Source organism: Agrobacterium sp. GD03872, from assembly GCF_029840625.1.
GTDB lineage: Bacteria > Pseudomonadota > Alphaproteobacteria > Rhizobiales > Rhizobiaceae > Agrobacterium > Agrobacterium fabrum_A.
The window spans coordinates 663,142-687,665 of the sequence record NZ_JAOCCY010000002.1 but is presented as its reverse complement, the minus strand read 5'-3'; the positions used below and the strand labels follow the sequence as shown (position 1 = coordinate 687,665).

Here is a 24,524-nt window from a genome sequence, read left to right as displayed (position 1 = left end):
TACCTGGCTACCCCGAAACCCCTCACCCCGTAATCTTCGAGAAATCGGCAACCGTTCCGGTGGCTTCGCGAATGGCCTTCAGCAGCGCCAGACGGTTGGCACGGATGGCCGCATCCTCGTCATTGACGAGCACATCCTCGAAGAATTTATCGACGGGTGCGCGAAGCGCCGAAAGCGCCTGCATGGCGGAGCGGAAATCCTCACCCGCAACAGCCTTCGCAGCGTCGGCAGAGGCGGTCTTGATCGCCGCATAAAGCGCCTTTTCGGCATCGAGCTTCAACAGCTCTTCCGAGACGCCATCGGCCACCACGGTGCCCTTCTTTTCCTCGGCGGCCAGAAGCTGGGTTGCACGCTTGGCGCCTGCCAGAAGGTTGCGGCCATCCTCGCCGGTGATGAAGGCGGTGAGCGCCTCGACACGGCGGGCGATCATCAGCAGATCGTCGGATTCCGGCGTCAGGACGGCGTCGATCAGATCGTAACGCGCGCCGAGGTCGCGGAGGTAGACTTTCAGGCGATCGTGGAAGAAGGAGAGAAGGTCCGGGTCCTTCGCAACGCTCAGCAGCGGAAGCCGCACGTTTTTCTCAAGCAGAATGCGCACCACGCCCAGCGCCGCACGGCGCAGCGCGAAGGGGTCCTTCGAACCGGTCGGCTTCTCGTCGATGGCCCAGAAACCAACGAGTGTATCGAGCTTGTCGGCCAGAGCGACCGTGATCGCGACCTTGTCGGCCGGCAGGCGGTCGGACGGACCCTGCGGCTTATAGTGATCTTCGATTGCCGCCGCGACGCTTTCATTCTCGCCCTGCAGCGTCGCATATTTACGGCCCATCAGGCCCTGAAGCTCAGGGAATTCACCGACGGCTTCGGTACGCAAATCAGCCTTGGCCAGTACCACGGCGCGGTCCACCAGATCGGCATCGGCGCCGACAACCGGGGCCAGCGCCTTCGCCAGTTCGCGAATACGGGCCACGCGCTCGCCTTGCGTACCGAGCTTGGCATGGAAGGTAACGTTCAGCGCATCGAGCTTCGCCATCCGCTGGTCGAGCGGCTTCTTGAGATCGAGGCCGAATTTCGCAGCCGAATCTTTCAGCGTTTCGAGATCGGGCAGATCGCCCTGGTCGCGGTTCCAGAAATGGCGGGCATCCGACAGGCGGGCGCGCACGACCTTGCCATTACCATGGATGATTTCCTTGCCGCCGTCGCTCGCCTCGATGTTCGAGATCAGGATGAAGCGGTTGGAAAGACCTTCTTCCGCACCCTGATTGCGGGTGACGAAACATTTCTGGTTGGTCTTGATGGTCAGCCGGATGATTTCCGCCGGGATCTGCAGGTAATCTTCCTCGAAGGTGCCCATCAGCACCTGCGGCCATTCGACGAGGCCGGAGACTTCTTCCAGCAGGCCTTCATCTTCCACCAGTTCGAGACCGTTGGCGAAAGCCAGATCCTTGGCGTCGTGCAGGATGATATCCTTGCGGCGCTCGGCATCGAGAATGACCTTCGCCTTTTCGAGGCTCGAGACATAATCCTCGAAACGGCGCACGGTGATCGGGCCCGGCGCATGGAAACGATGGCCATAGGTGACGTTGCCGGCGACGATGCCATCAATAACGAAAGGAATGACCTGCGTCTCGTCATGTTCGGGGCCGAACAGGCAGACGATGGATTGCAGCGGCCGCACCCAGCGCAGACTTTCCGAACCCTTGCCTTCGATGCCGGCATAGCTCGATCCCTTCGGCATGGAGGCCGGACCGGAGCGCATGGATTTCGGCCAGGGGAAAGAACGGATGATGCCGGGCATCACTTCCGCGATGATCTCTTCCGCCGGGCGGCCGGGCTTATTGATGATGGCGATGTAGAAATCGCCCTTCTTCGGATCGGAAACGACCTGCGCTTCCGAGATGTCGTTGAGGCCGGCGCCGCGCAGAAAGCCCTCGATGGCCTTTTCATTGGCATCGGTGCGCGGGCCCTTCTTTTCCTCGCGCACATCGGCGGAGCGGGCGTTGAGGCCGCGAATATCCAGCGTCAGGCGGCGCGGCGTCCAATATTCGCGCGCACCCTCATAGGTCAGCCCTCTCTCCACCAAGGCATCGGTGACGAGTTTCTTCAGATCGCCCGCCGCCTTGCGCTGCATGCGGGCAGGGATTTCCTCGGAGCGGAGTTCAAGCAGAAGATCGGGCATGGGATAAGGACTTTATCTTTGTATCTTTTGTCGGACGATGTATGCCGTGAAAAACGACAGGTCGGCTTAGCAAGCAACGCGGCAAAAGTCACCAAGGCATTCGGTTAAATTACCGCCGGCGAGCGTTACCAGCCGCCACCACCACCGCCGCCGCCGCCGGAGCCGGAAAAACCGCCGCCGCCACCGCCCGAAAAGCTGGAGCCGGACGAGCTAACGGGCTGGGGAATGGTGGAGGCGATGGTATTGGCCATGGAGGTGGAAAAGCCGCCGATCCTGTCGCCAAAACTGCCGTAATTGCTGCCCGCGTACCAGCCGGGCGCATAACTTGCAGCAGCGGCACCGGCGGCGGCTGTGGCAAGCCATGCCTCGAAGGTGCGGCTCCACGGTTTTTCGACGCCGAGCGCCACGGCATAGGGCAGCAGCGTTTCAAAATGTTGCGGCGACATGGCGGGCGCGCCGGCCATGTTCATCCGGTCTTTTTCCGCCAGCGTCAGATAGGTTCGGAGGCCTTCAATGCCATCCATCAGCTTGCGGCCGAGCGGCGTCGGCGCGCCCATCAGAAACAGGAACAGCGCGTTGGTCAACACGATGCCGCCGATGGCGGCCAGTGCCAGCGACTTGGTGTCATGCGTCACATCCAGCAGGATTTGTGTGGCGATGCCGCCAATGGCCGAAAAAGCCACGAAACCGGCAAAGGCCAGCATGACGATGCCGCCGATGCGTTTGCGCAGCGGTGCGCCGCGCGAAAACTGGCGGCCGATGCCGATCGACAGGATGCTGAAGAAGAAGGCGAAAAAGCCGAAGACCAGCACGGCGGCAATGGCGCTTTCATCCAGATCGCCAAACACCAGCGTTGCAACGATGAGGGCGATGCTGAGGAGGATGCCGAAGACGATGTAACCGGCATTGCTGCGGTAATATTTGCCGCGATGTTCTTTCTCTATCGCCGCGCGGAACTGTTTTCCGACCTTTTCCACCTCCGCTCCATGGGCCTTGTCGATGGTCAGCGTCTCGCCCGGACTGCCGATGGAGGACAGCAGCGTCTTCTGGCCGGTCGGCAGATCGGCGGCGGTTACCTTTTCCGTGCGGCGAATGACGATGGCGTTCTTCAGGTCTTCCAGAACGACATAACCCTTCACCGCAAGATCAAGGGCCGAGGCAGAGAGCGCCGTCCAGCCAGCGCCCGAAAAACCGCGATTATCGACGTAATTGACCAGAGCCGGAGAAAGCCCCTCCGGCGCATCCCAGCGCGGCACGACCACGCCCTTCGCCGGATCGCGGCCGACGGCGAACCACGCCCGCAGGTAATAGAGCAGCACGGCGAAAAGCCCGCCGCCCGAAAGCAGGATGGCGAGATTATCCCGCAGCCACCAGCCCGCCTCCTGCGAGGTGTCAGGCGCGGCAATCGCACCCTTGGGCAGCTTGACGGCGACCGTCATGCCCTCGCCAACCGTAAACGGGCGGGTGGAGGCGAAGAACACCTCGTTGCCTTCGTTCAGAATGCGCGCATCCTTGCCCTTCGCGCCAAGCGGACCGGTGAAGACGGCCGTATCGGTGGCCCTGACGCCCTGCGGCAGGGTGATGGTGGCGGAAATCTCGCCCATGGGGAATTGCCAGCCATTGCCGGTGACATTCCAGGTCAGCTCGTCATAATCGCTGAAATAGCGGATCTGCCGGGCGGTGGTGTAGGTGATCTGGAAGATATGCTCGCCGGTCGGCAGAAAACGCTCGGCGCTGCCGGTATAGATGCGGATGCCGCCATCGATGGTTTCGGTGCGCCAATTTTCCGGCGCGCCATCGCGCTCCACCGAAACGACGTTGAAATCCACCTTCGTGCGGCGGTTATTCGCATCCAGCGCATAAAGCGGGAAATCGCGAAAGATGCCGCGCTTGATGTTCTGTCCTTCGGCGCGGGCGGTGATGGTTTCCGTTACCGTCAGCTTGCCATCCGCTGCCACCTCGACGACGGAATGGTAGGAGCGGATGAATTCCTCCGCGAAGGCCGGGAAGGCCGCGCTCACGAAGACGAACAGCGCGAGAAGTCTTGCGGCGATGGTCTTCACGGGCGGTCCCTCCTCAATGGCTCAGTGCTGCGGCTCGGCAGCGCTTTCCTTTTCGGTATAGTCGACACCCAGCGAGGCGAGCGCCCTCCAGTAACCGGGATAGGTCTTGCCGACGCAGGCCGGATTCTGGATGGCAATGCCACCGATCTTCAGCGCCGCCAGCGCAAAGCTCATGGCGATGCGGTGGTCGGCAAAAGTGTCGATGGAGGCCTTGACCGTCTGGCCCGCAAGAGCCGGGTCGGAATGCACGATCAGGTCGTCGCCTTCCTCATGCGCCAGACCGTTACGGATTTCGTTGAGGCCGAGCGAGACGGCGCGGATACGGTCGCATTCCTTGACGCGCAGATTGGCGATGCCGACGAAACGCACCGGCGTTTCGTTGAAGGCGGCGAGAACCGCGATGGTCGGAATGGCGTCCTGCATCTGCGAACCGTCGATTTCGGCGGGCAAATGCGGAAACTTCGCCATGACCTCATAGGCCTTGGCATCCGGCTGGGTGAATTTATCGGCCGGCGTGCCGATATCGATCGCGCCGCCGGTCAGCAGTTCCGCACCCCAGAGATAGGTGGCGGCGGAGGCATCCGGCTCGATGTGGAAATCGGTCGCCGTGTAACCCGTCGGATGCACGCGCCAGATGGCGTTGCTCACCCGCTCCACCTTCGCGCCAAAAGCTTCCATGGCCGATGTGGTGAGATCGATATAGCCCTTGGCGCCGATTTCCTCGCCCTTGAGGATGATATCGACAGGCTTGTCGCCGCAGGCGGCCGCCATCAGAAGTGCCGACACATATTGGCTGGAAAGATTGGCGTCGATGGTGACGCTGCCCTTCGGGAACCCTGTACCCTTGCCGCAGACGGTGACGGGCGGGCAGCCGGTCGGCGCTTCCGCCTCGACGCCGAGGGAGCGCAGGGCCTCCACCAGCGGCATGATCGGGCGTTTGCGCATGTGCTCGTCGCCATCGATGATGACGGCGCCATCCACAAGTGCTGCGGCAGCGGTGAGGAAGCGCGTGGCAGTGCCGGCATTGCCGAGGAAAAGCGGCTTTTCCGGCTGCTGCAATACACCTGTGCCTTCCACCACGAAGGTGGTGGCATCAGGCTCGGTGACCTTGACACCCATCTCGCGCAGGGCTTCGGCCATATAAAGCGTGTCGTCGCTTTTCAATGCGCCGGTCAACCGGCTTTTGCCCCTGGCAAGACCAGCCAGGAGAAGCGCACGGTTGGTGATGGACTTGGAGCCGGGCGGCTCGACCTTGCCGGAAAGCGGGTGGTCGGGCGGGGTGATGGTCAGTTCGATCATGATTGTCGTCTTGTCAAAGAATGCGGCGAAGAGCCGGATTATCGGAATTTGAACGGGAGGTCTTAAGCCACCGGGGGAACAGTGCGCTTAGAATTTCACTGTCGGCACGGCGCGGTCGGCCGGATTGTCGATCTCGAAATACGGCGCCTTGGCAAAGCCGAACTGGCCGGCGACCAGATTGGAGGGGAAGCTTTCCACCTTGACGTTGAGATCGCGGGCGGCGCCATTGTAATAACGGCGCGACATCTGGATTTCGCCTTCGATGGTTTCCAGCGAACGCTGCAATTCCAGAAAGTTCGTATTGGCCTTGAGATCGGGATAGGCTTCGGCAAGTGCAAAGAGTTTACCGAGCGCCTGCGACAGCAGCCCTTCCGCCTGGGCGCGACCTTCGACATCGCCGGCCGGCACGGCCTGCGCCCGGTTACGCAGGTTGATCACCTCCTCGAAGGTGCTCTTTTCATGCGCCGCGTAACCCTTCACTGTCTCGATGAGGTTGGGAATGAGATCGGCGCGGCGCTTCAGCTGCACGTCGATGCCCGACCACGCCTCTTCCTTCATCTGCCGCGCCTTGACGAGGCCGTTATAGATGAAGACGACATAAAGCGCGATTGCCGCGATAATAGCCAGCGTGATGAACATTCCCGACCCCTCCTCAAGAGGCGCGGACACCGTAGTGGCCTCCGCACGTTAGACTGTTGCCCCGCCTTACATAAACGTTCAGGCGGCCCTGTTCCAGTTCAGCCCGCCCGCATCCGTCAGCAGGAAGGCTTCGCCGCAGGCTTTCGCCAGCGTGCGCACGCGCAGGATATAGCTCTGGCGTTCCGTGACCGAAATTACGCCGCGTGCATCCAGAAGGTTGAAGACATGGCTGGCCTTGATGCACTGGTCATAGGCCGGAAACACGCATTTGTGCAGGCGCTGATTGTCGTTATCGCCGGGTGCACCGGCGGCGAGAAGCGCCTGGCATTCCTTTTCGGCGTCGATGAAATGGCGATGCAGCATGGCCGTATCGGCAAATTCGAAATTATGGCGAGAATATTCCTGCTCGGCCTGCAGGAAGACGTCGCCATAGGAAATCTTCTCTTCGCCTTCGCGGCCATTGAAGTTCAGGTCGTAGACATTGTCGACGCCCTGAACATACATGGCGAGACGCTCCAGACCATAGGTCAACTCGCCCGCGACCGGCGAGCATTCAATGCCGCAGACCTGCTGGAAATAGGTGAACTGCGACACTTCCATGCCGTCGCACCAGCATTCCCAGCCGAGACCCCAAGCGCCGAGCGTCGGGCTTTCCCAATCGTCTTCGACGAAGCGCACATCGTGCAGCAAGGGATCGAGGCCGATCGCCTTTAGCGAACCGAGATAGAGTTCCTGCAGGTTGGAAGGGTTGGGCTTCAGAATGACCTGATATTGGTAATAATGCTGCAAGCGGTTGGGGTTTTCGCCGTAACGGCCATCGGACGGGCGGCGCGACGGCTGTACATAAGCGGCCTTCCATGGCTTGGGACCAAGCGCACGCAGCGTCGTCGCCGGATGAAACGTGCCCGCGCCCACTTCCATATCGTAGGGCTGCAGCACCGCGCAGCCCTTGTCGGCCCAGTAATTGTGCAGCGTCAGGATCAGCGCCTGGAAGGAACGCTTCGGGTTCATATGGTCGGGAATATCGGTCATTGCAGTCATCGCGGCGTTAGGAGGACAAGTAAGCACTGACTTACTTCGGATGCGGACACGTGCCACGGCATGGCGTGAGGGTCAAGGTTTTATGCGTGGAGACGGGCAGTGAACGGGTTGGCGATCTTCATTCGCCCTTCGACGGTAAGACCGTCATGCATGTCTTCAGAGAGGAAGACGGCGCTTTCAGCCTCTAGGGCTGCTGCCACCATCAACGCGTCATAGAAAGCGAAGTTATATTTATCGACAAGATCGATAGCGCTCGCATTTAACTGCACATCGAGTTCAACGACTGTCACCGCCATTCGACGGAGACCATCCAGCGACCTACGGATTTCAACCCATTTTTGAGGCCACTTCCGCCGGACTACGCTGGCAAATTCATTGAATGCCTGAACGCTCGTCACATAAGGTTTCGAAACGATCTCCTGGGCCCTGGATGACCGTTCATCATCCAGAAAGGCATAGATGAAGATATTCGTATCGAGAAAGGGCAAATGGCTCAACGCTCATTTGCCTCTTCGCGGTCGAATTTCCAGCCGGGTGGAAGCTGCCAACGCTGAGCGCGAATATACGTCAGTATTTTTTCGCGCTCCTCCTGCGAAATAGAAGCAGACAGTTCCTGTGTCGGCACAGAAACATCCACCTCGTCGCCTTCCTTGATGTGCAAGGCTTCCGCGACATCCGCCGGAATGCGGACCGCAAGACTATCGCCCCATTTCGTGACACGCATGACAGCCTCCTTACTCGAAAGCGACTATAGCAAATTCCGCGTTACAGGAAAATTACGTCTCATCCTCGCGCTTCACGCGGTATTCGCCGGTTTCCGGGTCCTTGATCAGCGTGCCGATGGCGCCGGTTTCGCGTTCCTTCTCGCGCTGTTTCGATTTCGCCGAGAGCTTTTCCGCATCCCGGACGAAGCGGCGGTAGAGGATGACGGATCCCACCACCAGAAGAATAATTGTAATGAGCTGCGCCATAAGGCTTTATTCCCGCGACATCATAGACCGAAACGCGACCACAATGCCTTTTCTTCGGCAATCTCCGCAAGCCCCGAGACGGCGCCGGCGGCCAGCCTTTCGGCATTCACGTCCAGCGACGCATTGACGCCCGGCACCTTTTTGCCGAACAGAGTGCGCCCGCCGCTGACGAGTTGGAGCTTGACCTTTTCGCCATAACGGCGGCGTAGAACCTCCCTCATGTCGCCCAGCCCGTCGATCAGGCCAAGATCGAGACCGCGCATGCCGGTCCAGAACAGGCCGGAGAAAATCGCCTCGTCGCCCTTCAGTTTCGAGCCGCGGCGCATCCTGACCATATCAATGAAAACATTGTGGATTTCGACCTGAAGTGACTTCAGATAATCGATATCGCCCTCCTTTTCCGGCTGGAAGGGATCGAGGATGACCTTGTTCTCGCCGGCCGTATAGACACGGCGCTCCACGCCGATCTTCTTCAGCATTTCCGGAAAACCGAAACCGCCGGAAACGACGCCGATGGAGCCGACGATGGAGGTGGGGTCGGCGATGATCTCGTCGCCGGCAAGCGCGATCATGTAGCCGCCGGAGGCTGCAACATCCTCCACGAAGATCAAGACTTTCTTTTCCTTTTCCTCGGCGAGCTGGCGGATGCGATTATAGATCATCCGCGCCTGCACGGGCGAACCGCCGGGCGAGTTGAGCGAAATGGCGACAGCCGGAGCATCCTTGACGGCGAAGGCCTTTTCCAGAAGCGGCGCATAGGAGGCGAGATTGAGGGCGGGACGGAACTGGTTGCCGCCGGCCATGATCGCACCATGCATGCGCACCACGGGGATGACGAGCTCTTTTTTACGAAAGCGTTTCGGCACCAGATACTTCAGAAAACCCACTACTCAATCCTCACAGCATTTATCCATTCGTCACGGATGTATGTATCGCCCCGCAAAACACAATGGTTTGCGACCGGCGGAACGGCGATATTTATGGCATGGGCCGGATTGCCCTTACATTACGCGAATAGGCGGCGCGGCCATTGTTCAGGTCATCCACGAAGGGGGTGAAGGCATGGCTGCCGGTCTCATGCATGATGAGCGGCGCGCGGAAGGACAGCCGCGCCCGCGAACCCTTGACGGCGGTGACGAGCATGCGCACGGCGTCCTCGCCGGGCCGCGGGTGGATGAGGGTGATCTCGAGCCCGCCGAAACGGCTGCCGCAGGCGGCGATGATCTCCGCCACCGATTGCGGCCTTGAAATCAGGGAAAGCTGCCCGCCCGGCACCATGATCGCGCCCGCGGTCCTGATCCAGTCTTCGAACAGGCCATCGGTCATGGCGTGCGCTTCGGCCTTCAGGGCATCCGGCGTGCGGCGGTCGCCCGCATCGTTATAGGGCGGGTTCATGATGACGTGATGGAAATAACCATCGGGCAACCCCGCTTCGGCGCGTGCTTTCGCCCGCAGGGTCACATCGGCCTCGCGCACATCCACCCGCGCGGCAAAGGCAGCATTATCAGGCAGTTCGAGGCTGCGGCGGGCAAATTGCGCCATTTCCGGCGAGCGTTCGTACAGCGTCACCTCGGCATTCTCCAGCCGCGCCGCAACCGCCATGCCGGCAGCTCCCGCACCCGCGCCGAGATCGGCTATCCGGCAGGCGCGCTCATCCGCCACCAGCGAGGCCAGAAGCATGGCGTCCATTCCCGCCCGATGCCCCCTGCCCTTCGGCTGGATGACGTGAAACCGGCCCCGGTGAAAGGCGTCGATCGTTTCGGAAGTGCCGCCGCCCACCGCCGATCAAGCCTCTTCGTTGCGCAGCTCGTCGCCGAGCCCGGCATCGATCAGGATGCGGCGGGCCTGATCGGCGCGATCCTCTTCAACCAGAAAACGGCGCGGTAAAAGACCAAGCGATCCTTCCAGAATGCTCATCGCCTGATCGGCAATGAGGCAATGGATGCCGGCATCCTTCATCAGGCTTTCGGCGAAGGAGAGCAGCACGGCATCGTTGGTACGGATCAGTTCACGCATGGATAGACCTTAAATTCCCATCTTTTTGAATGGCTAGCGGCAATTCGCCCCTTGCCGCGCAAGGCGTCAGTTTTTATTGTCGAATGCAAATTCGAACTGGAGTCCTGTCCCTTGGGCGTCGTCATACCGCTTGAAGAAAGCAAAAACAAACTCGCATCCGTCAAGCCGCTTGTCGACCTGACCCGCCCCGACATGGAACGGGTGAACCAGCTTATCCTTTCCAAGGCCGGTTCGGATGTCCAGATGATACCCGAGGTAGCCAACCACCTCATCTCCTCCGGCGGCAAGCGTCTGCGGCCGATGCTGACGCTCGCCTCGGCCTCGATGTTCGGTTACGAGGGCGACAACCACATCAAGCTCGCCACCAGTGTCGAATTCATGCACACGGCGACGCTGCTGCATGACGATGTGGTGGATGAGAGCGATCTGCGCCGCGGCAAATCCACCGCCCGCACCATCTGGGGCAATCAGGCGAGCGTTCTCGTCGGTGACTTCCTGCTCGGCCAGGCCTTCCGCATGATGGTGGATGTCGGCTCTCTCGATGCGCTCGACGTGCTGTCCACCGCCGCTTCGGTAATCGCCGAAGGCGAGGTGTTGCAGCTTTCGGTCGCCAAGAACATGGAAACGACGGAAGACGATTATCTGCAGGTGATTCGCGCCAAGACGGCCGCACTTTTTGCAGCGGCGGCGGAAGTCGGCCCGATCGTTGCGAAGACCGACAAGGCGACCCGCAGCGCGCTGAAATCCTACGGCATGAATCTCGGCCTTGCCTTCCAGCTGGTCGACGATGTGCTTGATTACGGTGGAAAGTCCGCCGATCTCGGCAAGAATACCGGCGACGATTTCCGCGAAGGCAAGATCACCCTGCCGGTCATCCTGTCCTATCGCCGCGGCACGCAAGATGAGCGCGCCTTCTGGCGCAACGCCATCGAAAAGGGCGAAAGCAGCGACGAGAACCTCGAAAAGGCGCTGGGCCTCATCACCAAGTACAACGGTCTTGGCGATACGATCGGCCGCGCCACGCATTACGGCACGATTGCCCGCGACGCGCTCGCACCGCTGCCGCAGAGCCCGTGGAAAAATGCGCTGCTGGAAGTGATCGACTTCTGCATCGAGCGTCTGAACTGACGTCACAGGCCGGGCGAAAGGCGGAAGGAAAAGGCCATCCGCCCAATGTTTAGGGCCAGCTTCTCCGCAAGGTGTGATTGTGGCCGGAGCCATAATTTCTTGCGGGGCTGCTTCAAAAAAGCCATTCTATCGTGACCAACAATGGAAACTGATTTTTCCGTGCTTCTGCACAAAGGCAAAGGTTCCCTCATGCGGCGTAAACCAGCACTCCGTCTTCTCTGCAGCGCGGCCCTTGCCGCTGCTCTCGCAATCGGCGCGGGTGCAAGCCCCGGCTTTGCGGAGACGAAGGCGACACCGGAAGACAAGGCCGTCACGTTCGATCCCGGCAAGGTGAACACCTTCTCCGGCGCTTTCCTCGCAGGGCGCAACGCCGATGTCGATCAGGATTATCCCACCGCGATTTCGCTTTACAAGAAGGCGCTGGAATTCGATCCGGCCAATACGGAAATCCGCCAGCGGCTGATGATCGCCGAACTTCTGAGCGGCAATTTCGAGGCCGGCGCCAAGATCGCCGATTCGATGAAGGACGATACCTCGGTGGAACGCGTCACGACCATCGTGCGCGGTCTCGACGCCATCAAGGACAAGGACTTCGCCAAGGCCGAGAAGATCCTGAAATATACCGGTCCGAACGACCTCGACCGCATGGTCAACACGCTTTTGACCGCCTGGGCGCGCGCCGGTTCCGGCAAGCCGAAGGAAGCGCTGGCGATGGTCAACAATATGAAGGGCCCGGGCTGGATTTCGATCTTCCAGAAATACAATGCGGCGGCCATCGCCCTTGTTTCCGGCAATAACGAGGCCGCCCGCAAGAGCCTGAACGAGGCGGTGACGGATCGCGAAGGCGGGGCGACCGCTTCCGATACCTATATGCGCGCGGTGATGGCGCTTGCCCGGCTGGAAGCCTCCGCCGGCAACAGGCAGAAAGCGCTGGACGCGATTGCGGTCGGCGACACTTTCGCGCCGAATTACGCGCCGTTGAAGGCGCTTCGCCAGTCCATCGAAAAGGGTGAAAAGCCGGAACAGCAGATCACCAATGCCGTGGAGGGTGCTGCCGGCGTCATGTTCTCCATCGCCGGCGCGCTGAACCGCGAAGGCGCCGAAGAGATCGTCACGCTTTACCTCCAGACCTCACACGCGCTCGATCCGAAGAGCCCGGATACGCTCATCCTTCTCGGTGGCCTTTCCGAAGCCCTGAAACAGCCTGACCGCGCCATTGCCTTTTACCGCGAGGTGCCGAAGGATTCGCCGATGTATCGCATCTCCGAGCTGCAGCTCGGACTGACGCTCGCACAGACCGGCAAGGTGGAGGAAGCGCGCGCGCATCTCAAATCCCTGCTGGAATCCGATTCGAAGGACATTCGTTCCTATCTCGCCTATGGCAGCGTGCTTTCGGACGCCAAGGACTACAGGGCAATGGCCGAGAACTACGACAAGGCCATAGAGGTGATCGGCTCCGTGCCGCAGAAATCCGACTGGTCGGTCTTCTTCCAGCGTGGCATCGCCTATGAGCGGCTAAAGGAATGGGACAAGGCCGAACCGAATTTCAAGCGGGCGCTGGAGCTCAACCCGGAACAGCCGCAGGTTCTGAACTATCTGGGTTATTCCTGGGTGGACAAGGGCATCAATCTCGATGAAGGCATGAAGATGATCAGCCGCGCCGTCGAGCTTCGGCCGAATGACGGTTATATCGTCGATTCGCTCGGCTGGGCGCATTATCGCCTCGGCGATTTCGATGAAGCCGTGACCGAACTGGAACGGGCGATCGAACTCAAGGCCGGCGATCCGACCATCAACGACCATCTGGGCGACGCCTACTGGCGGGTCGGCCGCAAGATCGAGGCGATCTATCAATGGAACCGCGCCCTGATCGGCGACAGCGACGACGTGGACAAGGCCAAGGTGAAGGAAAAGATCGCCAACGGCCTGCCAGCGGTGGAAAAGGATGCCGAAAATACCGCCAAGAAGGACGTCGCGCCACAGCCGCCTGCTCCTCCGGCACCGGCGCCGGCCGCCACTCCGGACAAGAAATCCTGACGCCGCATGCGCGGACATGAGGTTTCCGGGGCCACCGAGACCATCGAGGCGGCCCCGGCCAAGATCAATCTGGCGCTGCATGTGACCGGCCAGCGAGCGGATGGCTATCATCTACTCGAAACGCTGGTGGCGTTCACCGAAGCCGGCGACACGATCCGTATTCGCGACGCCGATGCCGACAGTTTCTCCATCTCAGGCCCTTTCGGCGATCTTTTGCGCGCGGGCGATGGCGGCGATAACCTCGTCACCCGCGCCAGAAACCTGTTGCGCGATGCGCTCGCATCGACGGGGCAACCTGCACCCCCGGTCGCCATTCATCTTGAAAAGAACCTGCCGGTGGCTTCCGGTATCGGCGGCGGCTCGGCGGATGCGGCGGCGACGCTGCGGGGACTTTTGCGGCACTGGCGTGCCGGGATCGCGCCGGATGCGCTTGCATCCATGGCGCTGATGCTCGGGGCGGATGTGCCGATGTGCCTTGAAAGCCGATCACTGATCGCGCGCGGCATCGGCGAGGACATCGAACCGCTCACCGATCTGCCGGAACTGCCCATGGTTCTGGCCAATCCGCTGAAGGCCGTCTCGACGCCGGAGATTTTTCGGCGATTGCAGAGCAAGACCAATCCGCCCCTGCCCGCCTCTGCAACAATCGGCTGGATGGATTTTCTCGCGCAAAGCCGTAACGATCTGCAACCACCGGCCCAGGCGCTGCTGCCGGAAATCGGGGAAATCATCGGGTTGCTGTCGCAGGAAGGTGCTGCGCTTTTGCGCATGTCGGGCTCGGGGGCAACCTGTTTCGGGATTTTTCATTCCCTTGAAGCGGCCAGGGAAGCGGAAACATCGCTTCGGCAGAAGCGCCCCGGCTGGTATTTTCAGGCGACGCGGACCATTTGAGGATTAGAGCGGCGGGCCCGCCGCTCCCAGTTTTGTTTGAGCATCGGATTTTCCGAAAACCGCAATACACTTTTCGGTCCGATGCTCCCGGCATTCGAGGATAAGGCCATGGCAGGCGAAAGACCCTTCATTCCCCTTGGCATTGCGGTTTTGACCGTTTCGGACAGCCGCACGCTGGAGAACGACAAATCCGGCGATACGCTCGTTGCAAGGCTGGAGGAAGCGGGCCACAGGCTCGCGGCCCGCGCCATCGTGCCTGATGACAAGGCAGCGATTGCCGGCACGGTGCGCGACTGGACGCTCTCTGAAGGCGTTGATGTGGTCATTACCACCGGGGGCACCGGTTTTACCGGCCGCGATGTGACGCCCGAAGCGCTGGAGCCGCTGTTCGAAAAGCGCATGGACGGGTTTTCCGCCCTCTTCCACCGCATCTCCTATGACAAGATCGGCACCGCCACCATCCAGTCACGGGCGACCGGCGGCGTGGCGAATGCGACCTTCATCTTCGTGCTGCCCGGTTCTCCCGGCGCGTGCAAGGATGCGTGGGATGGGATTCTCAAGGCTCAGCTCGATTATCGCCACCTGCCCTGCAATTTCGTGGAGATCATGCCGAGGCTCGACGAGCATTTGAAGCGTGGGGCTGGGGGCGTTTAGATCAGCGGACCAGAGGTGCGTGGGGCTTCACCCCCCTCTGCCCTGCCGGGCATCTCCCCCTCAAGGGGGGAGATCGGCAAGAGGCCCTCTTGTCGCTTCATTCTCAAGCTTCAAGATGGACGAAACATCGCCGCAGATCGATCTCCCCCCTTGAGGGGGAGATGCCCGGCAGGGCAGGGGGGGGGTAAGCTCCACGCGCCTCCGGTTCTTAGACAATGCCCGCCCAAAAACCCCATCACGCCAGATATTTCTTGAAGAACTCGGTCGTTCTTCCCCAGGCGAGATCGGCGGCCGCCTTGTCGTAGCGCGCCGAGGATGTGTCATTGTTGAAGGCGTGGTTGACGCCGTCATAAACGAAGATTTCGAAGGTCTTGCCGTTTTCCTCCAGCGCCTTCTTATAGGCGTCGATGCCGGCATTGATGCGCTCATCGAGACCGGCATAGTGCAAAAGCAGCGGCGCCTTGATGGCAGGCACATCGGCCGCCGGGGCCTGCTGGCCGTAATAGGCGACGCCGGCGTTCAGGCCCGCCGATTTGGTGGCGAAACGGTTGACCAGCCCGCCGCCCCAGCAGAAACCGACCGCACCGACCTTGCCGTTCGCACCCTGCCTTGCCGCGAGCCACACCCGGCCCGCTTCGGCATTGGCGACCGTTGCATCCATGTCGAGGCCGCTGAACATCTGCCGCGCCTTCTCCTCATCGGCGGGCGTACCGCCCTGCGGCGAGAGGAAATCGACCGCAAGCGCCCGGAAACCGGCAAGCGCCACCCGTCTTGCCACGTCACGAATATGGTCGTTCAAACCGCGGTTTTCGTGGATGACGATGACCGAGCCGATGGGACCGGAAACGGATTTCGGCGTAACGAGGTAACCCTTCATCTCGCCGCCGGCGGCGGGATAGGTCACCTCCTCGGCGACGATCCTGTCGTCATCGGCCGCGACGACCGCCGCACGGGCGCTGTTTGCCGAAAGAAGCGGCGCAATTGCCGCTGCGGCCGCACCGGAGCCAGCCAGCACGGTCAGCTTTTCCATGAATTTGCGGCGGTCGAGGCTGAGATGGGTATATTCATCGTAAGCGTCGATCATGGCCTGCGTAATTTTCGGCTTGTCCATCATCCTGTCCTCCTTGAACGCGCGGATGCGCCAGGGAGGATAACGCAGATCGCCCCGGTGGGAACGGGCTCGGCGGAAGCGGCGCCACACTTTTGCGTGAGCGCCACAAGCCCTGTCATTTGCTTCAGGCGGCGAGATCCACGACGATACGGCCGTCGATCTTGCCCTCTTCCATGCGGTGGAAGATATCGTTGATGTTTTCGAGCTTGTCCCAAGAGAAATGGGCGGCCACCTTGCCTTCACCGGCGAAGGTCAGCGCTTCCTCCAGATCCTGCCTTGTGCCGACGATGGAGCCGCGCACCGTGATCCGCTTCAGCACCGTGTCGAACACCGGAATGGAGATGAAGCCCGGCGGCAGGCCGACAAGCGCCATCGTGCCCTTGGAGCGCAGGAAACCGTAAGCCTGCTCCATGGCCTTGGGCGACACCGCCGTTACCAGCGCGCCATGGACGCCGCCGGTCGCCTTCTGCACCTGCTCCACCGCGTCAGGCGCGCGGCCATTGACGGTGACATCCGCTCCGAGTTTCTTAGCGAGCGCCAGCTTGTCGTCGAAAATATCGGCGGCAACGACATGCATGCCCATCGCCTTGGCATATTGCACGGCCATGTGGCCAAGCCCGCCAATGCCTGAAATGACCACCCATTCACCGGGCCTGACTTCGGTTTCCTTGAGGCCCTTATAAACGGTGACGCCGGCGCAGAGCACCGGTGCGGCCGGGCCGAAATCGAGATTGTCAGGCAGGCGGCCGACGAATTTCGGATCGGCGAGGCCGTATTCGGCAAAGCTGCCATTGACGGAATAGCCGGAATTCTTCTGGCTCGGGCACAGCGTTTCCCAGCCCGTGCGGCAGGGAATGCAGCATCCGCAGGCGGTGTAGAGCCAGGGCGTGCCGGCGCGGTCGCCTTCCTTGATGCCGGTGACACCAGCGCCGATCTTGGCGACATAACCCACGCCTTCGTGGCCGGGGATGAAAGGCGGGTTGGGTTTCACCGGCCAGTCACCCGTTGCGGCGTGCAGGTCGGTGTGGCAAATGCCCGTCGCCTTGTAGTTGATGAGAATTTCACCGGGGCCAGGATCCGGTATCGCCACTTCCTCGATGGTCAGCGGTTTTCCAAATGCGCGGACAACCGCCGCCTTCATTGTCTTAGCCATGACATACTCCCTAATCTCTACTCGCCTGAAATCCTCGACGGCAGGCAGAGATTAGCGGGGATGACGCGTCATGGAATTGACCCATCGCAAATCGAAACATTTTGCAAGGCGGGATTGTCTCACTTATGAGGCAACCGCACGGTGCTGATTTACTCCAGCGCCAACCATATGGCGAGCCATGCCCACAGGCAGACGACCAGTGCAAAGCCGATGCCGAACAATGCGCCGCGCTGACGCAGGCGGTTGCTGGTGACGTGGACATAGGAATGGGCGTAACGCGAGAGCACGAAAAGCCATGCCAGAACGACGGTGACGATATTGTCCGCATCGGTGATGTAGAGCAGCAGGCAGGCGATGTGGAACAGGACAGGCAGTTCGAACTGGTTGGCGATGTTGCGGTTCACCAGATGGCTTTCGCGCGCCTCCTCGCCCCGGTCGCGCAGCTTGATGGCCGATTCGCGATCCGTGAAAGTGTATTTGTTGCGCCGGACGATCAGCAGCCCGTAAAGGCAGAAGACCAGAAAGACATGGGCGATCATCGGCCAGAACATTGCGGTCGTGGGGGACATGCTTTCCTCTCCAATCGTGAAAACGCTCCCCGATCCGGCATGAATCGGGGAGCGCCAAATACTCAGTATCCTTTTACGGATTTGCCTCGAAAGATCAAACCGCGCCGGGGTAGTTCGGGCTTTCGCGGGTGATCGTCACGTCATGGGCGTGGCTTTCGCGCAGGCCCGCGCTGGAGATGCGAACGAAGGTGGCGCGCTCCTGGAATTCCTTGATGTTGCTGCCGCCGACATAACCCATGGCGGCCTTGAGGCCGCCGGCCAGCTGGTGCAGAACACCGGAAACCGGACCCTTGTAGGGAACCTGACCTTCGATACCCTCCGGAACGAGCTTCAGCGTGTCGCGCACTTCGGCCTGGAAATAACGGTCGGCGGAACCGCGCGCCATGGCGCCAACGGAGCCCATGCCGCGATAGGCCTTGAAGGAACGGCCCTGGTAGAGGAACACCTCACCCGGGCTTTCATCCGTGCCTGCGAGCAGCGAGCCGATCATGACGGCGGAAGCGCCGGCGGCGATCGCCTTGGCCAGATCGCCCGAGAACTTGATGCCGCCATCGGCGATAACGGGGATGTCAGCCGCATTGGCGACTTCGACCGACGACATGATGGCCGCAAGCTGCGGAACGCCGACGCCCGCGACGATGCGGGTGGTGCAGATGGAGCCGGGGCCGATACCGACCTTGACGCCATCGGCGCCGGCATCGATCAGAGCCTTGGTGCCGTCGGCGGTGGCGACATTGCCGGCGATGATGCGAACCGAGTTCGACATCTTCTTCACCTGCGAGACGGCATCCAGCACGCGCTGCGAATGGCCATGCGCGGTATCGACGACCAGAAGGTCGACGCCGGCATCGATGAGGCGCTCGGCGCGCTCGATGGCGTCAGCACCGACGCTGATGGCGGCAGCAGCGCGAAGACGGCCCTGCGCATCCTTGGTGGCGTTGGGATTGAGCTGCGACTTCTCGATATCCTTGACGGTGATGAGGCCGACGCAATTGCCCTTGGCATCCACAACCAGCAGCTTTTCGATGCGGTGCTTGTGCAGCAGGCGGCGCGCTTCCTGCTGATCGACGCTGCTTTCCTTGACCGTGACCAGGTTTTCGCGGGTCATCAGTTCGTAAATCTTCTGCTGCGGATCGGAGGCGAAGCGCACGTCGCGGTTGGTCAGAATGCCAACGAGACGGCCGTTCTTGTGGCCGCCGGAACCGCCGTTTTCAACGACCGGAATACCGGAAATGCCGTGCGCCTTCATCAGCGCCTGTGCTTCAGCGAGCGTCGCATCCGGGCCGATGGTGACCGGGTTGACGACCATGCCGCTTTCGAACTTCTTCACCTGCCGCACTTCTTCGGCCTGTTCGATGGGGGTCAGGTTGCGGTGGATGACCCCAATGCCGCCGGCCTGGGCCATGGCGATGGCGAGGCGGCCTTCGGTGACCGTATCCATGGCGGAAGACAGGATCGGCAGGTTGAGATCGATATCGCGGGCGATGCGGGTGGCGATATTCGTCTGTCCCGGCATGACTTCGGAATGTCCGGGTTGCAGCAACACATCGTCAAATGTGAGAGCGTCCAAACCAGTGGGTGTTTGAATGATGCGTGCCATGACCAAATTCCTTCATACTGAAAATGCGTGGCCGTTCCGGAACGAAAAGTTCACCCCGGCGCCCTGCAAGGATTGCTTGGAAGTTGGCGAGGGCTGGTAACACGTTCATGACAGGAAGGGAATAGAAAAAACCCGGAATTGCCTTCCGGGCTTTCTTTGTTGCTGCATTGCAGCAGATATCAGATGTCGAACTGATAGGATTTCGGCACGAAACGATAGCCGGTATCCAGCTTTTCCGCGTAACCGACCGCCGGGAAAGGCATGTGATACCCAAGGAAAGGCAAACGGTCGGTGGCGATCATGTCATAGACCCTCTTGCGGGTTGCGGCGGCGGCTGCCTTGTCCATGTCGAACTTCACCTCCCAGTCTGGCTTCTGCAGGGAAAGGACGAAATGGTTGGCCGTATCCGCCGTCAGGATGAGTTGTTTGCCTTCCGATTCGACACGGAAGATCATGTGACCCGGCGAATGACCGAAGGCCGCCACGCCGGTGATCCCGGATACGACACTGGCGCCGTCGCCGATGAAGGTCGCCTTTTCCGCCAGCGGCTTGACGTTCGTGAGAACGCCCTTGTGGCCGCCTTCCGCCGGTGTGCCGACGCGCTTCTCATCCGTCCAGAAATCATATTCCGCCTGGCCGAACACGTAGCGCGCCTTGGAAAAAGCCGGAGCGCCCTTTTCCATCAGGCCGCCAATGTGGTCGCCATGCATATGGGTCAGCACCACCACGGTCACATCTTCCGGCGTATAACCGGCGGCCGCCATGCCCTCGATCAGGCGGCCATTGCCGGCACCACGGCCGGCCTCGCCGAAACCGGTGTCGAACAGCACGAGGTCCGTGCCGGTATTGACGAGAACCGGCGAGAAGGAATTGACGAATTGGTCTTTCGGCAGAAAATTGTCTTCCAGCAGCTTGCCGACGGTTTCAGCCGACTGGTCGGTGCCGAAGGTTTCGCCCGGATTGGGAGCGGCGCGCGCGCCGTCCTTCACCACCAGCACCTCGAAATTGCCGAGCTTGAAGCGGTTGGTTTCCGGCGGCATGGCGTGTTCGATCTCCATGGAGGTTTGCGGCTGGCTCGTCTGGGCTGTTGCGGCGCGCGTCATCAACAGCGGTGCGCCGAGGACGCTTGCGCCGGCCGCGCCGATGAGGCCGCGTCTGCTCATGCTCAAGGATTGGGTCATCATCTTTCTCCCGGTAACGCCAACTGGCCGTTATCGCCAACTGAACTGTGCCAACGGACAATAGAGCGAGAAAGTTGCAAGGAAACCGGCCTCACGCAGGTTTGATCGGAACTTGAGAAATTGATAATTAACGTGTTGGCAAGCCGGCCCATCAGGCGTAGGAGGAACAGCGATATCCTTGTCGCAGCGGAAAGCCGCAGGCAGCCTCATGAACCGCATCATTCCCCTCATCCTGGCAGTCGCTCTCTTCATGGAGCAGATGGACTCCACCGTCATCGCCACTTCGCTTCCGGCCATAGCGGCAGACCTCAATGTCGGCCCGATTACCCTCAAGCTGGCGCTGACGGCCTACATGGTGTCGCTGGCGATCTTCATTCCCATCAGCGGCTGGATGGCCGACAAATACGGCGCGAAGAAAATCTTCCGTCTCGCCATCGGCGTCTTCGTGGTGGGATCGATCTGCTGCGCGGTCTCGTCGTCGGTGTTCGAATTCGTGCTCTCGCGTTTCCTGCAGGGTATGGGCGGGGCGATGATGACGCCCGTCGGCCGTCTCGTTCTGCTGCGGACGACGAAACGGACCGAACTCGTCTCCGCCATGGCGCTGCTGACGATACCGGCGCTTGTCGGGCCGCTCACCGGCCCGCCGATCGGCGGCTTCATCACCACCTATTTTTCCTGGCACTGGATTTTCCTGATCAACGTACCCATCGGCGTCATCGGCATCTGGCTTTCGACGATCTTCCTGCCGGAAATCGAGACCACCAACCCGCCGCCGATGGACGGCAAGGGTTTCGCTCTGTCCGGCATCGCGGCTTCCGGGGTCGTGTTCGGCCTGTCGGTGGTCAGCCTGCCGGCCCTGCCGCCGGCCATCGGCATTGCCTCGACGATTATCGGTTTCATCTGCGGTGTTCTTTATCTGCGCCACGCCGCGCGTCACCCCGCCCCCATTCTGGATCTCCGCATTTTCCAGAACGCGACCTTCCGGGCGGCGACCGTCGGCGGCACCGTTTTCCGCATTTCGACAGGCGCCATTCCCTTCCTGATGCCGCTGATGCTGCAGATCGGTTTCGGGCTCAATCCGTTCCAGTCAGGCATGATCACCTTTGCCGGCGCAATCGGAGCGATTACCACGAAATTCATGGCCAAGCGGGTGTTTGCGGCAACGGGGTTCCGGTCGACGCTGATCGGGGCCGGCATTGTCGGCGCCTGCACCACGCTCGCCAACAGCTTCTTCACGCCGGAAACGCCCTATTCGCTGATCATGATCTTCCTTGTCACGGCGGGATTTGCGCGGTCCTTCTTCTTCACCGGATCGAACGCGCTCAGCTATTCCGATATCGAGGACAGCCAGGCCAGCCAGGCGACCTCGATGGCGTCGGTGCTGCAGCAGATCAGCCTGGCGCTGGGCGTGGCTTTCGCCGCTTCCATTCTGGAAGTCAGCAGCATGATGTCGGGCACGCATCTGCAGCTTGCCGATTTCCACATCGCCTTCACCATCGTCGCGCTCGTTTCGCTGTTCGCCATCGTGCCGATCATCCGCATGGACGCGCAGGCCGGTGCGGCCGTTTCCGGCCACCGCGGCAAGGTTTCGCAACCGGCGGAGTAATCAGTCTTCGGAAGCCCCTTCGGCTTCCGCGCCGTCATGTGGCTCGCTCTTGCGGCCCTTGAAGTGCTTGGCAAGCAGGAACATTTCCACCGATTCCGAGCGTGAGGACGCCGGCTTGATATGCAGGACCTGCTTGAAGTTCTTCTTCAGCATATCCAGCAATGCCTTTTCCGTGCCGCCCTGGAAGGTCTTGGCAAGGAAGTGACCGCCTTCCGCCAGCACCTGAACGGCGAAATCGGCCGCGACTTCGCACAGATGCATGGTGCGGATGTGGTCGGTCTTCTGGTGCCCTGTGGTCGGCGCAGCCATATCCGACAACACCAGATCGGGCGTGCCGCCAACGGCTTCCATCAGTTTTTCCGGCGCGCTCGGATCGAGGAAGTCGAGCTGCAGGATCTTGACGCCGGGAATGGGATCGATTTCGAGGAAATCGATGGCCGCGACGCGGATATCGTCCTCGGTCGAATCCGTCACCTTGGCGGCGATCTGCGACCAGCTGCCGGGGGCGGCGCCAAGGTCGATGATGCGGCGCGCGCCTTTCAGGATCTGGTGCTTGTCGTTGATTTCCAAAAGCTTGAAGGCGGCGCGGGCGCGATAGCCCTCAAGCTTGGCGCGCTGCACATAGGGGTCGTTGATATGACGTTCCAGCCAGCGGCGCGACGAGGCCTTGAGCTTGGTCTTCTTGACCTTCTGGCCGATCTTGCGGCCGGTGCGGTTGTTGCTTGTCGGCGCCTTGCTCATGTCAAACCTTCCGTCCTGTCCTGCCTTGCCATCTGCATGCGCCTTATCCGGTTGCGCCGCCATGCGCCGTCATCCGCCATCATATCCGTCAACAGGCCCTCGCGCAGGCCGCGATCCGCCACGCGCATACGGCGCGCCGGCCAGCGGCGGCGAATGGCCTCCAGGATGGCGCAGCCGGCCAGAACCAGATCGGCCCTGTCAGGCCCGATGCAGGCATTGGCAGCGCGGCCGGCGAAATCCCATGCGAGCAGCTTGTCCTGCATCGCCGTCACCTCGGCATCGGAAAGCCACAGGCCATCCACCTTGCGGCGGTCATAACGGGGCAGATCGAGATGGACGCCGGCAAGCGTCGTCACCGTACCAGAGGTTCCGATCAGGTGAAAATCTTCGTGATGGGTTTGCGGCGCGAGAGGCGGGCAATGGAAGGCATCGAGCAGCCCTTCGACTTCCCGCACCATGGCGGCAAACACATCCGGCGTCACATCCCGACCGCCATGGCGTTCCGAAAGCGTGACGACGCCAACCGGCAGAGAGGTCCAGTGGGTGATGTGGTTGGCCAATCGATTCGAGCGATTTTCGCCGACCTTGATGACCGCGATTTCCGACGATCCGCCGCCAATATCGAACAGCACGACGGAACGCGCCTCGCGACCGACGAGCGATGCGCAGCCGGAAACGGCAAGCCGGGCTTCCGTCTCGCGGCTGATGATTTCAAGCTTCAGTCCCGTTTCCCGCGTGACACGCGCCAGAAATTCCTCGCCATTCACCGCAGCGCGGCAGGCCTCGGTGGCGATGAGCCGCATGCGCCGTATCGGGCGGCCCGAAAGTTTCGTGGAGCAGACCTTGAGCGCTTCCACCGCGCGATCCATCGCATCATCGGAAAGGCGGCCGCTCGATACGAGCCCCTCACCCAGCCGGACGATGCGCGAGAAGGCGTCAACAACCCGGAACTGGCCGGGCCGCGTCGGCTGCGCGATCAGGAGGCGGCAATTATTGGTGCCGAGATCGAGCGCCGCATACATATCCGCCGGCGGTTCCTGGCCATGCTCATGCTGGCGGCCGGCGTGGCGCGCGGATATTTCCGATTGCGGGCGATGCTGTTCCTGTGACGCGCCATTGGCGCGGCCGTTCTGCTTGCCGATATGTTTCGGCGCATGGGCGGGAACCAGGGGGCGTCCCTGCGGATCACGCCCGCGCGGATCGCGGTGCCCGCGTTTGCGGTTGCGCGACTTTCGCCCGCCGCCGGGCGGCACCGAAGATGGAGTGGCGCCGTCGGGTATGGCTGGAGCCTGCGCCTGCACCGTGGAGGCTGGCGCCGTCTGCGGGGATGCGCCTTTGCCGCGAGAGCGCCTGCGGCGCTTTCTCTTGCGCGGCTCGGCATCCGGCTCGAGAGCCGATACGTAGGAGGAACCGGCCGGAACATCCGCGGCAACATCATGCGACAGCACAACAGCGTCACGGGGCTGACCGTCACGCTTGTGTTTCTTGCCACGACGGGATCGCTTCGCTTTCCCTTTGTTCGCCACCGACGCCCCTTGTTCCGACGGCTTTGGGCCGTTTCCGGGGTCGATCACTGTCTTGTCCATTTCGCCGCGCACGAGCGTAGACGCTATGCTGCTGGCTTTCATAAGGTTTCGTTGGGTGGACA

At 61.3% G+C, this 24,524-nt stretch carries 23 protein-coding genes; 5 read left to right on the top strand and 18 right to left on the bottom strand.

Annotated features, from left to right (window positions below; all coding sequences use genetic code 11):
- Window positions 1–22: 22 nt before the first annotated feature.
- From glyS to N5D22_RS07265, 11 genes are all read right to left on the bottom strand, one after another.
- Window positions 23–2,176 carry a glycine--tRNA ligase subunit beta gene (gene glyS / locus N5D22_RS07315; protein WP_279654999.1) on the bottom strand — a complete coding sequence of 718 codons (2,154 nt, stop codon included), beginning with the start codon at window positions 2,174–2,176 and terminating at the stop codon, window positions 23–25.
- A 125-nt stretch (window positions 2,177–2,301) separates the two neighbouring features.
- On the bottom strand, window positions 2,302–4,239 hold the full coding sequence (locus N5D22_RS07310) for a DUF2207 domain-containing protein (protein WP_279654998.1): 1,938 nt from the start codon (window positions 4,237–4,239) through the stop codon (window positions 2,302–2,304).
- Window positions 4,240–4,260: 21 nt separating this feature from the next.
- Window positions 4,261–5,538: a 3-phosphoshikimate 1-carboxyvinyltransferase gene (locus N5D22_RS07305; protein WP_279654997.1), complete on the bottom strand. Its 1,278-nt coding sequence runs from the start codon at window positions 5,536–5,538 to the stop codon at window positions 4,261–4,263.
- Window positions 5,539–5,625: 87 nt separating this feature from the next.
- Window positions 5,626–6,177: a LemA family protein gene (locus N5D22_RS07300; RefSeq protein WP_080852634.1), complete on the bottom strand. Its 552-nt coding sequence runs from the start codon at window positions 6,175–6,177 to the stop codon at window positions 5,626–5,628.
- Window positions 6,178–6,255: 78 nt separating this feature from the next.
- Window positions 6,256–7,218: a glycine--tRNA ligase subunit alpha gene (locus tag N5D22_RS07295; RefSeq protein WP_035218800.1), complete on the bottom strand. Its 963-nt coding sequence runs from the start codon at window positions 7,216–7,218 to the stop codon at window positions 6,256–6,258.
- Between the two features lie 80 nt (window positions 7,219–7,298).
- Window positions 7,299–7,715: a PIN domain-containing protein gene (locus tag N5D22_RS07290; RefSeq protein WP_279654996.1), complete on the bottom strand. Its 417-nt coding sequence runs from the start codon at window positions 7,713–7,715 to the stop codon at window positions 7,299–7,301.
- Complete coding sequence (locus N5D22_RS07285; protein WP_279654995.1) at window positions 7,712–7,942, bottom strand: AbrB/MazE/SpoVT family DNA-binding domain-containing protein; 231 nt, start codon at window positions 7,940–7,942, stop codon at window positions 7,712–7,714. The genes N5D22_RS07290 and N5D22_RS07285 overlap by 4 nt, the downstream gene beginning before the upstream one ends.
- A gap of 52 nt (window positions 7,943–7,994) precedes the next feature.
- Window positions 7,995–8,189 (bottom strand): membrane protein, encoded by a 195-nt coding sequence (locus N5D22_RS07280; RefSeq protein ID WP_003503256.1) that lies wholly within the window; start codon window positions 8,187–8,189, stop codon window positions 7,995–7,997.
- A gap of 20 nt (window positions 8,190–8,209) precedes the next feature.
- Window positions 8,210–9,076, bottom strand: a complete 867-nt coding sequence (locus N5D22_RS07275) for a S49 family peptidase (protein ID WP_279654994.1) — start codon at window positions 9,074–9,076, stop codon at window positions 8,210–8,212.
- A gap of 91 nt (window positions 9,077–9,167) precedes the next feature.
- On the bottom strand, window positions 9,168–9,968 hold the full coding sequence (locus N5D22_RS07270) for a tRNA1(Val) (adenine(37)-N6)-methyltransferase (RefSeq protein ID WP_279654993.1): 801 nt from the start codon (window positions 9,966–9,968) through the stop codon (window positions 9,168–9,170).
- 6 nt (window positions 9,969–9,974) lie between these two features.
- Window positions 9,975–10,205 carry a DUF2007 domain-containing protein gene (locus N5D22_RS07265; RefSeq protein WP_003503261.1) on the bottom strand — a complete coding sequence of 77 codons (231 nt, stop codon included), beginning with the start codon at window positions 10,203–10,205 and terminating at the stop codon, window positions 9,975–9,977.
- A 111-nt stretch (window positions 10,206–10,316) separates the two neighbouring features.
- Between N5D22_RS07265 and N5D22_RS07260 the strand changes: the two genes are divergently transcribed.
- The 4 genes from N5D22_RS07260 (at window position 10,317) to moaB (ending at window position 14,915) form a co-directional block, all read left to right on the top strand.
- A complete protein-coding gene (locus N5D22_RS07260; protein ID WP_063949834.1) occupies window positions 10,317–11,333 on the top strand; it encodes a polyprenyl synthetase family protein in 1,017 nt (338 codons plus the stop codon).
- A gap of 189 nt (window positions 11,334–11,522) precedes the next feature.
- A complete protein-coding gene (locus N5D22_RS07255) occupies window positions 11,523–13,370 on the top strand; it encodes a tetratricopeptide repeat protein (RefSeq protein ID WP_279654991.1) in 1,848 nt (615 codons plus the stop codon).
- 6 nt (window positions 13,371–13,376) lie between these two features.
- A complete protein-coding gene (locus N5D22_RS07250) occupies window positions 13,377–14,261 on the top strand; it encodes a 4-(cytidine 5'-diphospho)-2-C-methyl-D-erythritol kinase (protein WP_279654990.1) in 885 nt (294 codons plus the stop codon).
- A 108-nt stretch (window positions 14,262–14,369) separates the two neighbouring features.
- Complete coding sequence (gene moaB, locus N5D22_RS07245; protein WP_059760674.1) at window positions 14,370–14,915, top strand: molybdenum cofactor biosynthesis protein B; 546 nt, start codon at window positions 14,370–14,372, stop codon at window positions 14,913–14,915.
- Window positions 14,916–15,150: 235 nt separating this feature from the next.
- Here the strand turns inward: moaB and N5D22_RS07240 are convergent, their stop codons facing one another.
- From N5D22_RS07240 to N5D22_RS07220, 5 genes are all read right to left on the bottom strand, one after another.
- The gene (locus tag N5D22_RS07240) at window positions 15,151–16,026 is read right to left on the bottom strand and encodes a dienelactone hydrolase family protein (protein WP_279654989.1); all 876 of its coding nucleotides are present in this window, start codon (window positions 16,024–16,026) and stop codon (window positions 15,151–15,153) included.
- Between the two features lie 124 nt (window positions 16,027–16,150).
- The gene (gene adhP / locus N5D22_RS07235) at window positions 16,151–17,179 is read right to left on the bottom strand and encodes an alcohol dehydrogenase AdhP (protein ID WP_004432721.1); all 1,029 of its coding nucleotides are present in this window, start codon (window positions 17,177–17,179) and stop codon (window positions 16,151–16,153) included.
- 149 nt (window positions 17,180–17,328) lie between these two features.
- Complete coding sequence (locus N5D22_RS07230; RefSeq protein WP_279655052.1) at window positions 17,329–17,730, bottom strand: MAPEG family protein; 402 nt, start codon at window positions 17,728–17,730, stop codon at window positions 17,329–17,331.
- Window positions 17,731–17,842: 112 nt separating this feature from the next.
- Window positions 17,843–19,348 carry an IMP dehydrogenase gene (guaB, locus tag N5D22_RS07225; RefSeq protein WP_065654415.1) on the bottom strand — a complete coding sequence of 502 codons (1,506 nt, stop codon included), beginning with the start codon at window positions 19,346–19,348 and terminating at the stop codon, window positions 17,843–17,845.
- 179 nt (window positions 19,349–19,527) lie between these two features.
- Complete coding sequence (locus tag N5D22_RS07220; protein ID WP_279654987.1) at window positions 19,528–20,529, bottom strand: MBL fold metallo-hydrolase; 1,002 nt, start codon at window positions 20,527–20,529, stop codon at window positions 19,528–19,530.
- A gap of 208 nt (window positions 20,530–20,737) precedes the next feature.
- Here N5D22_RS07220 and N5D22_RS07215 point away from each other — a divergent pair, with 208 nt between their 5' ends.
- Window positions 20,738–22,135: an MDR family MFS transporter gene (locus N5D22_RS07215; RefSeq protein ID WP_279655051.1), complete on the top strand. Its 1,398-nt coding sequence runs from the start codon at window positions 20,738–20,740 to the stop codon at window positions 22,133–22,135.
- On the opposite strand, the gene N5D22_RS07210 is transcribed toward N5D22_RS07215, so the two are convergent.
- Together N5D22_RS07210 and N5D22_RS07205 are read right to left on the bottom strand one after the other, a co-directional pair.
- Complete coding sequence (locus N5D22_RS07210; protein ID WP_279654986.1) at window positions 22,136–22,876, bottom strand: RlmE family RNA methyltransferase; 741 nt, start codon at window positions 22,874–22,876, stop codon at window positions 22,136–22,138.
- Window positions 22,873–24,504, bottom strand: coding sequence for a Ppx/GppA phosphatase family protein (locus N5D22_RS07205; protein ID WP_279654985.1), 1,632 nt, complete (start codon window positions 24,502–24,504; stop codon window positions 22,873–22,875). The genes N5D22_RS07210 and N5D22_RS07205 overlap by 4 nt, the downstream gene beginning before the upstream one ends.
- Window positions 24,505–24,524: the final 20 nt, after the last annotated feature.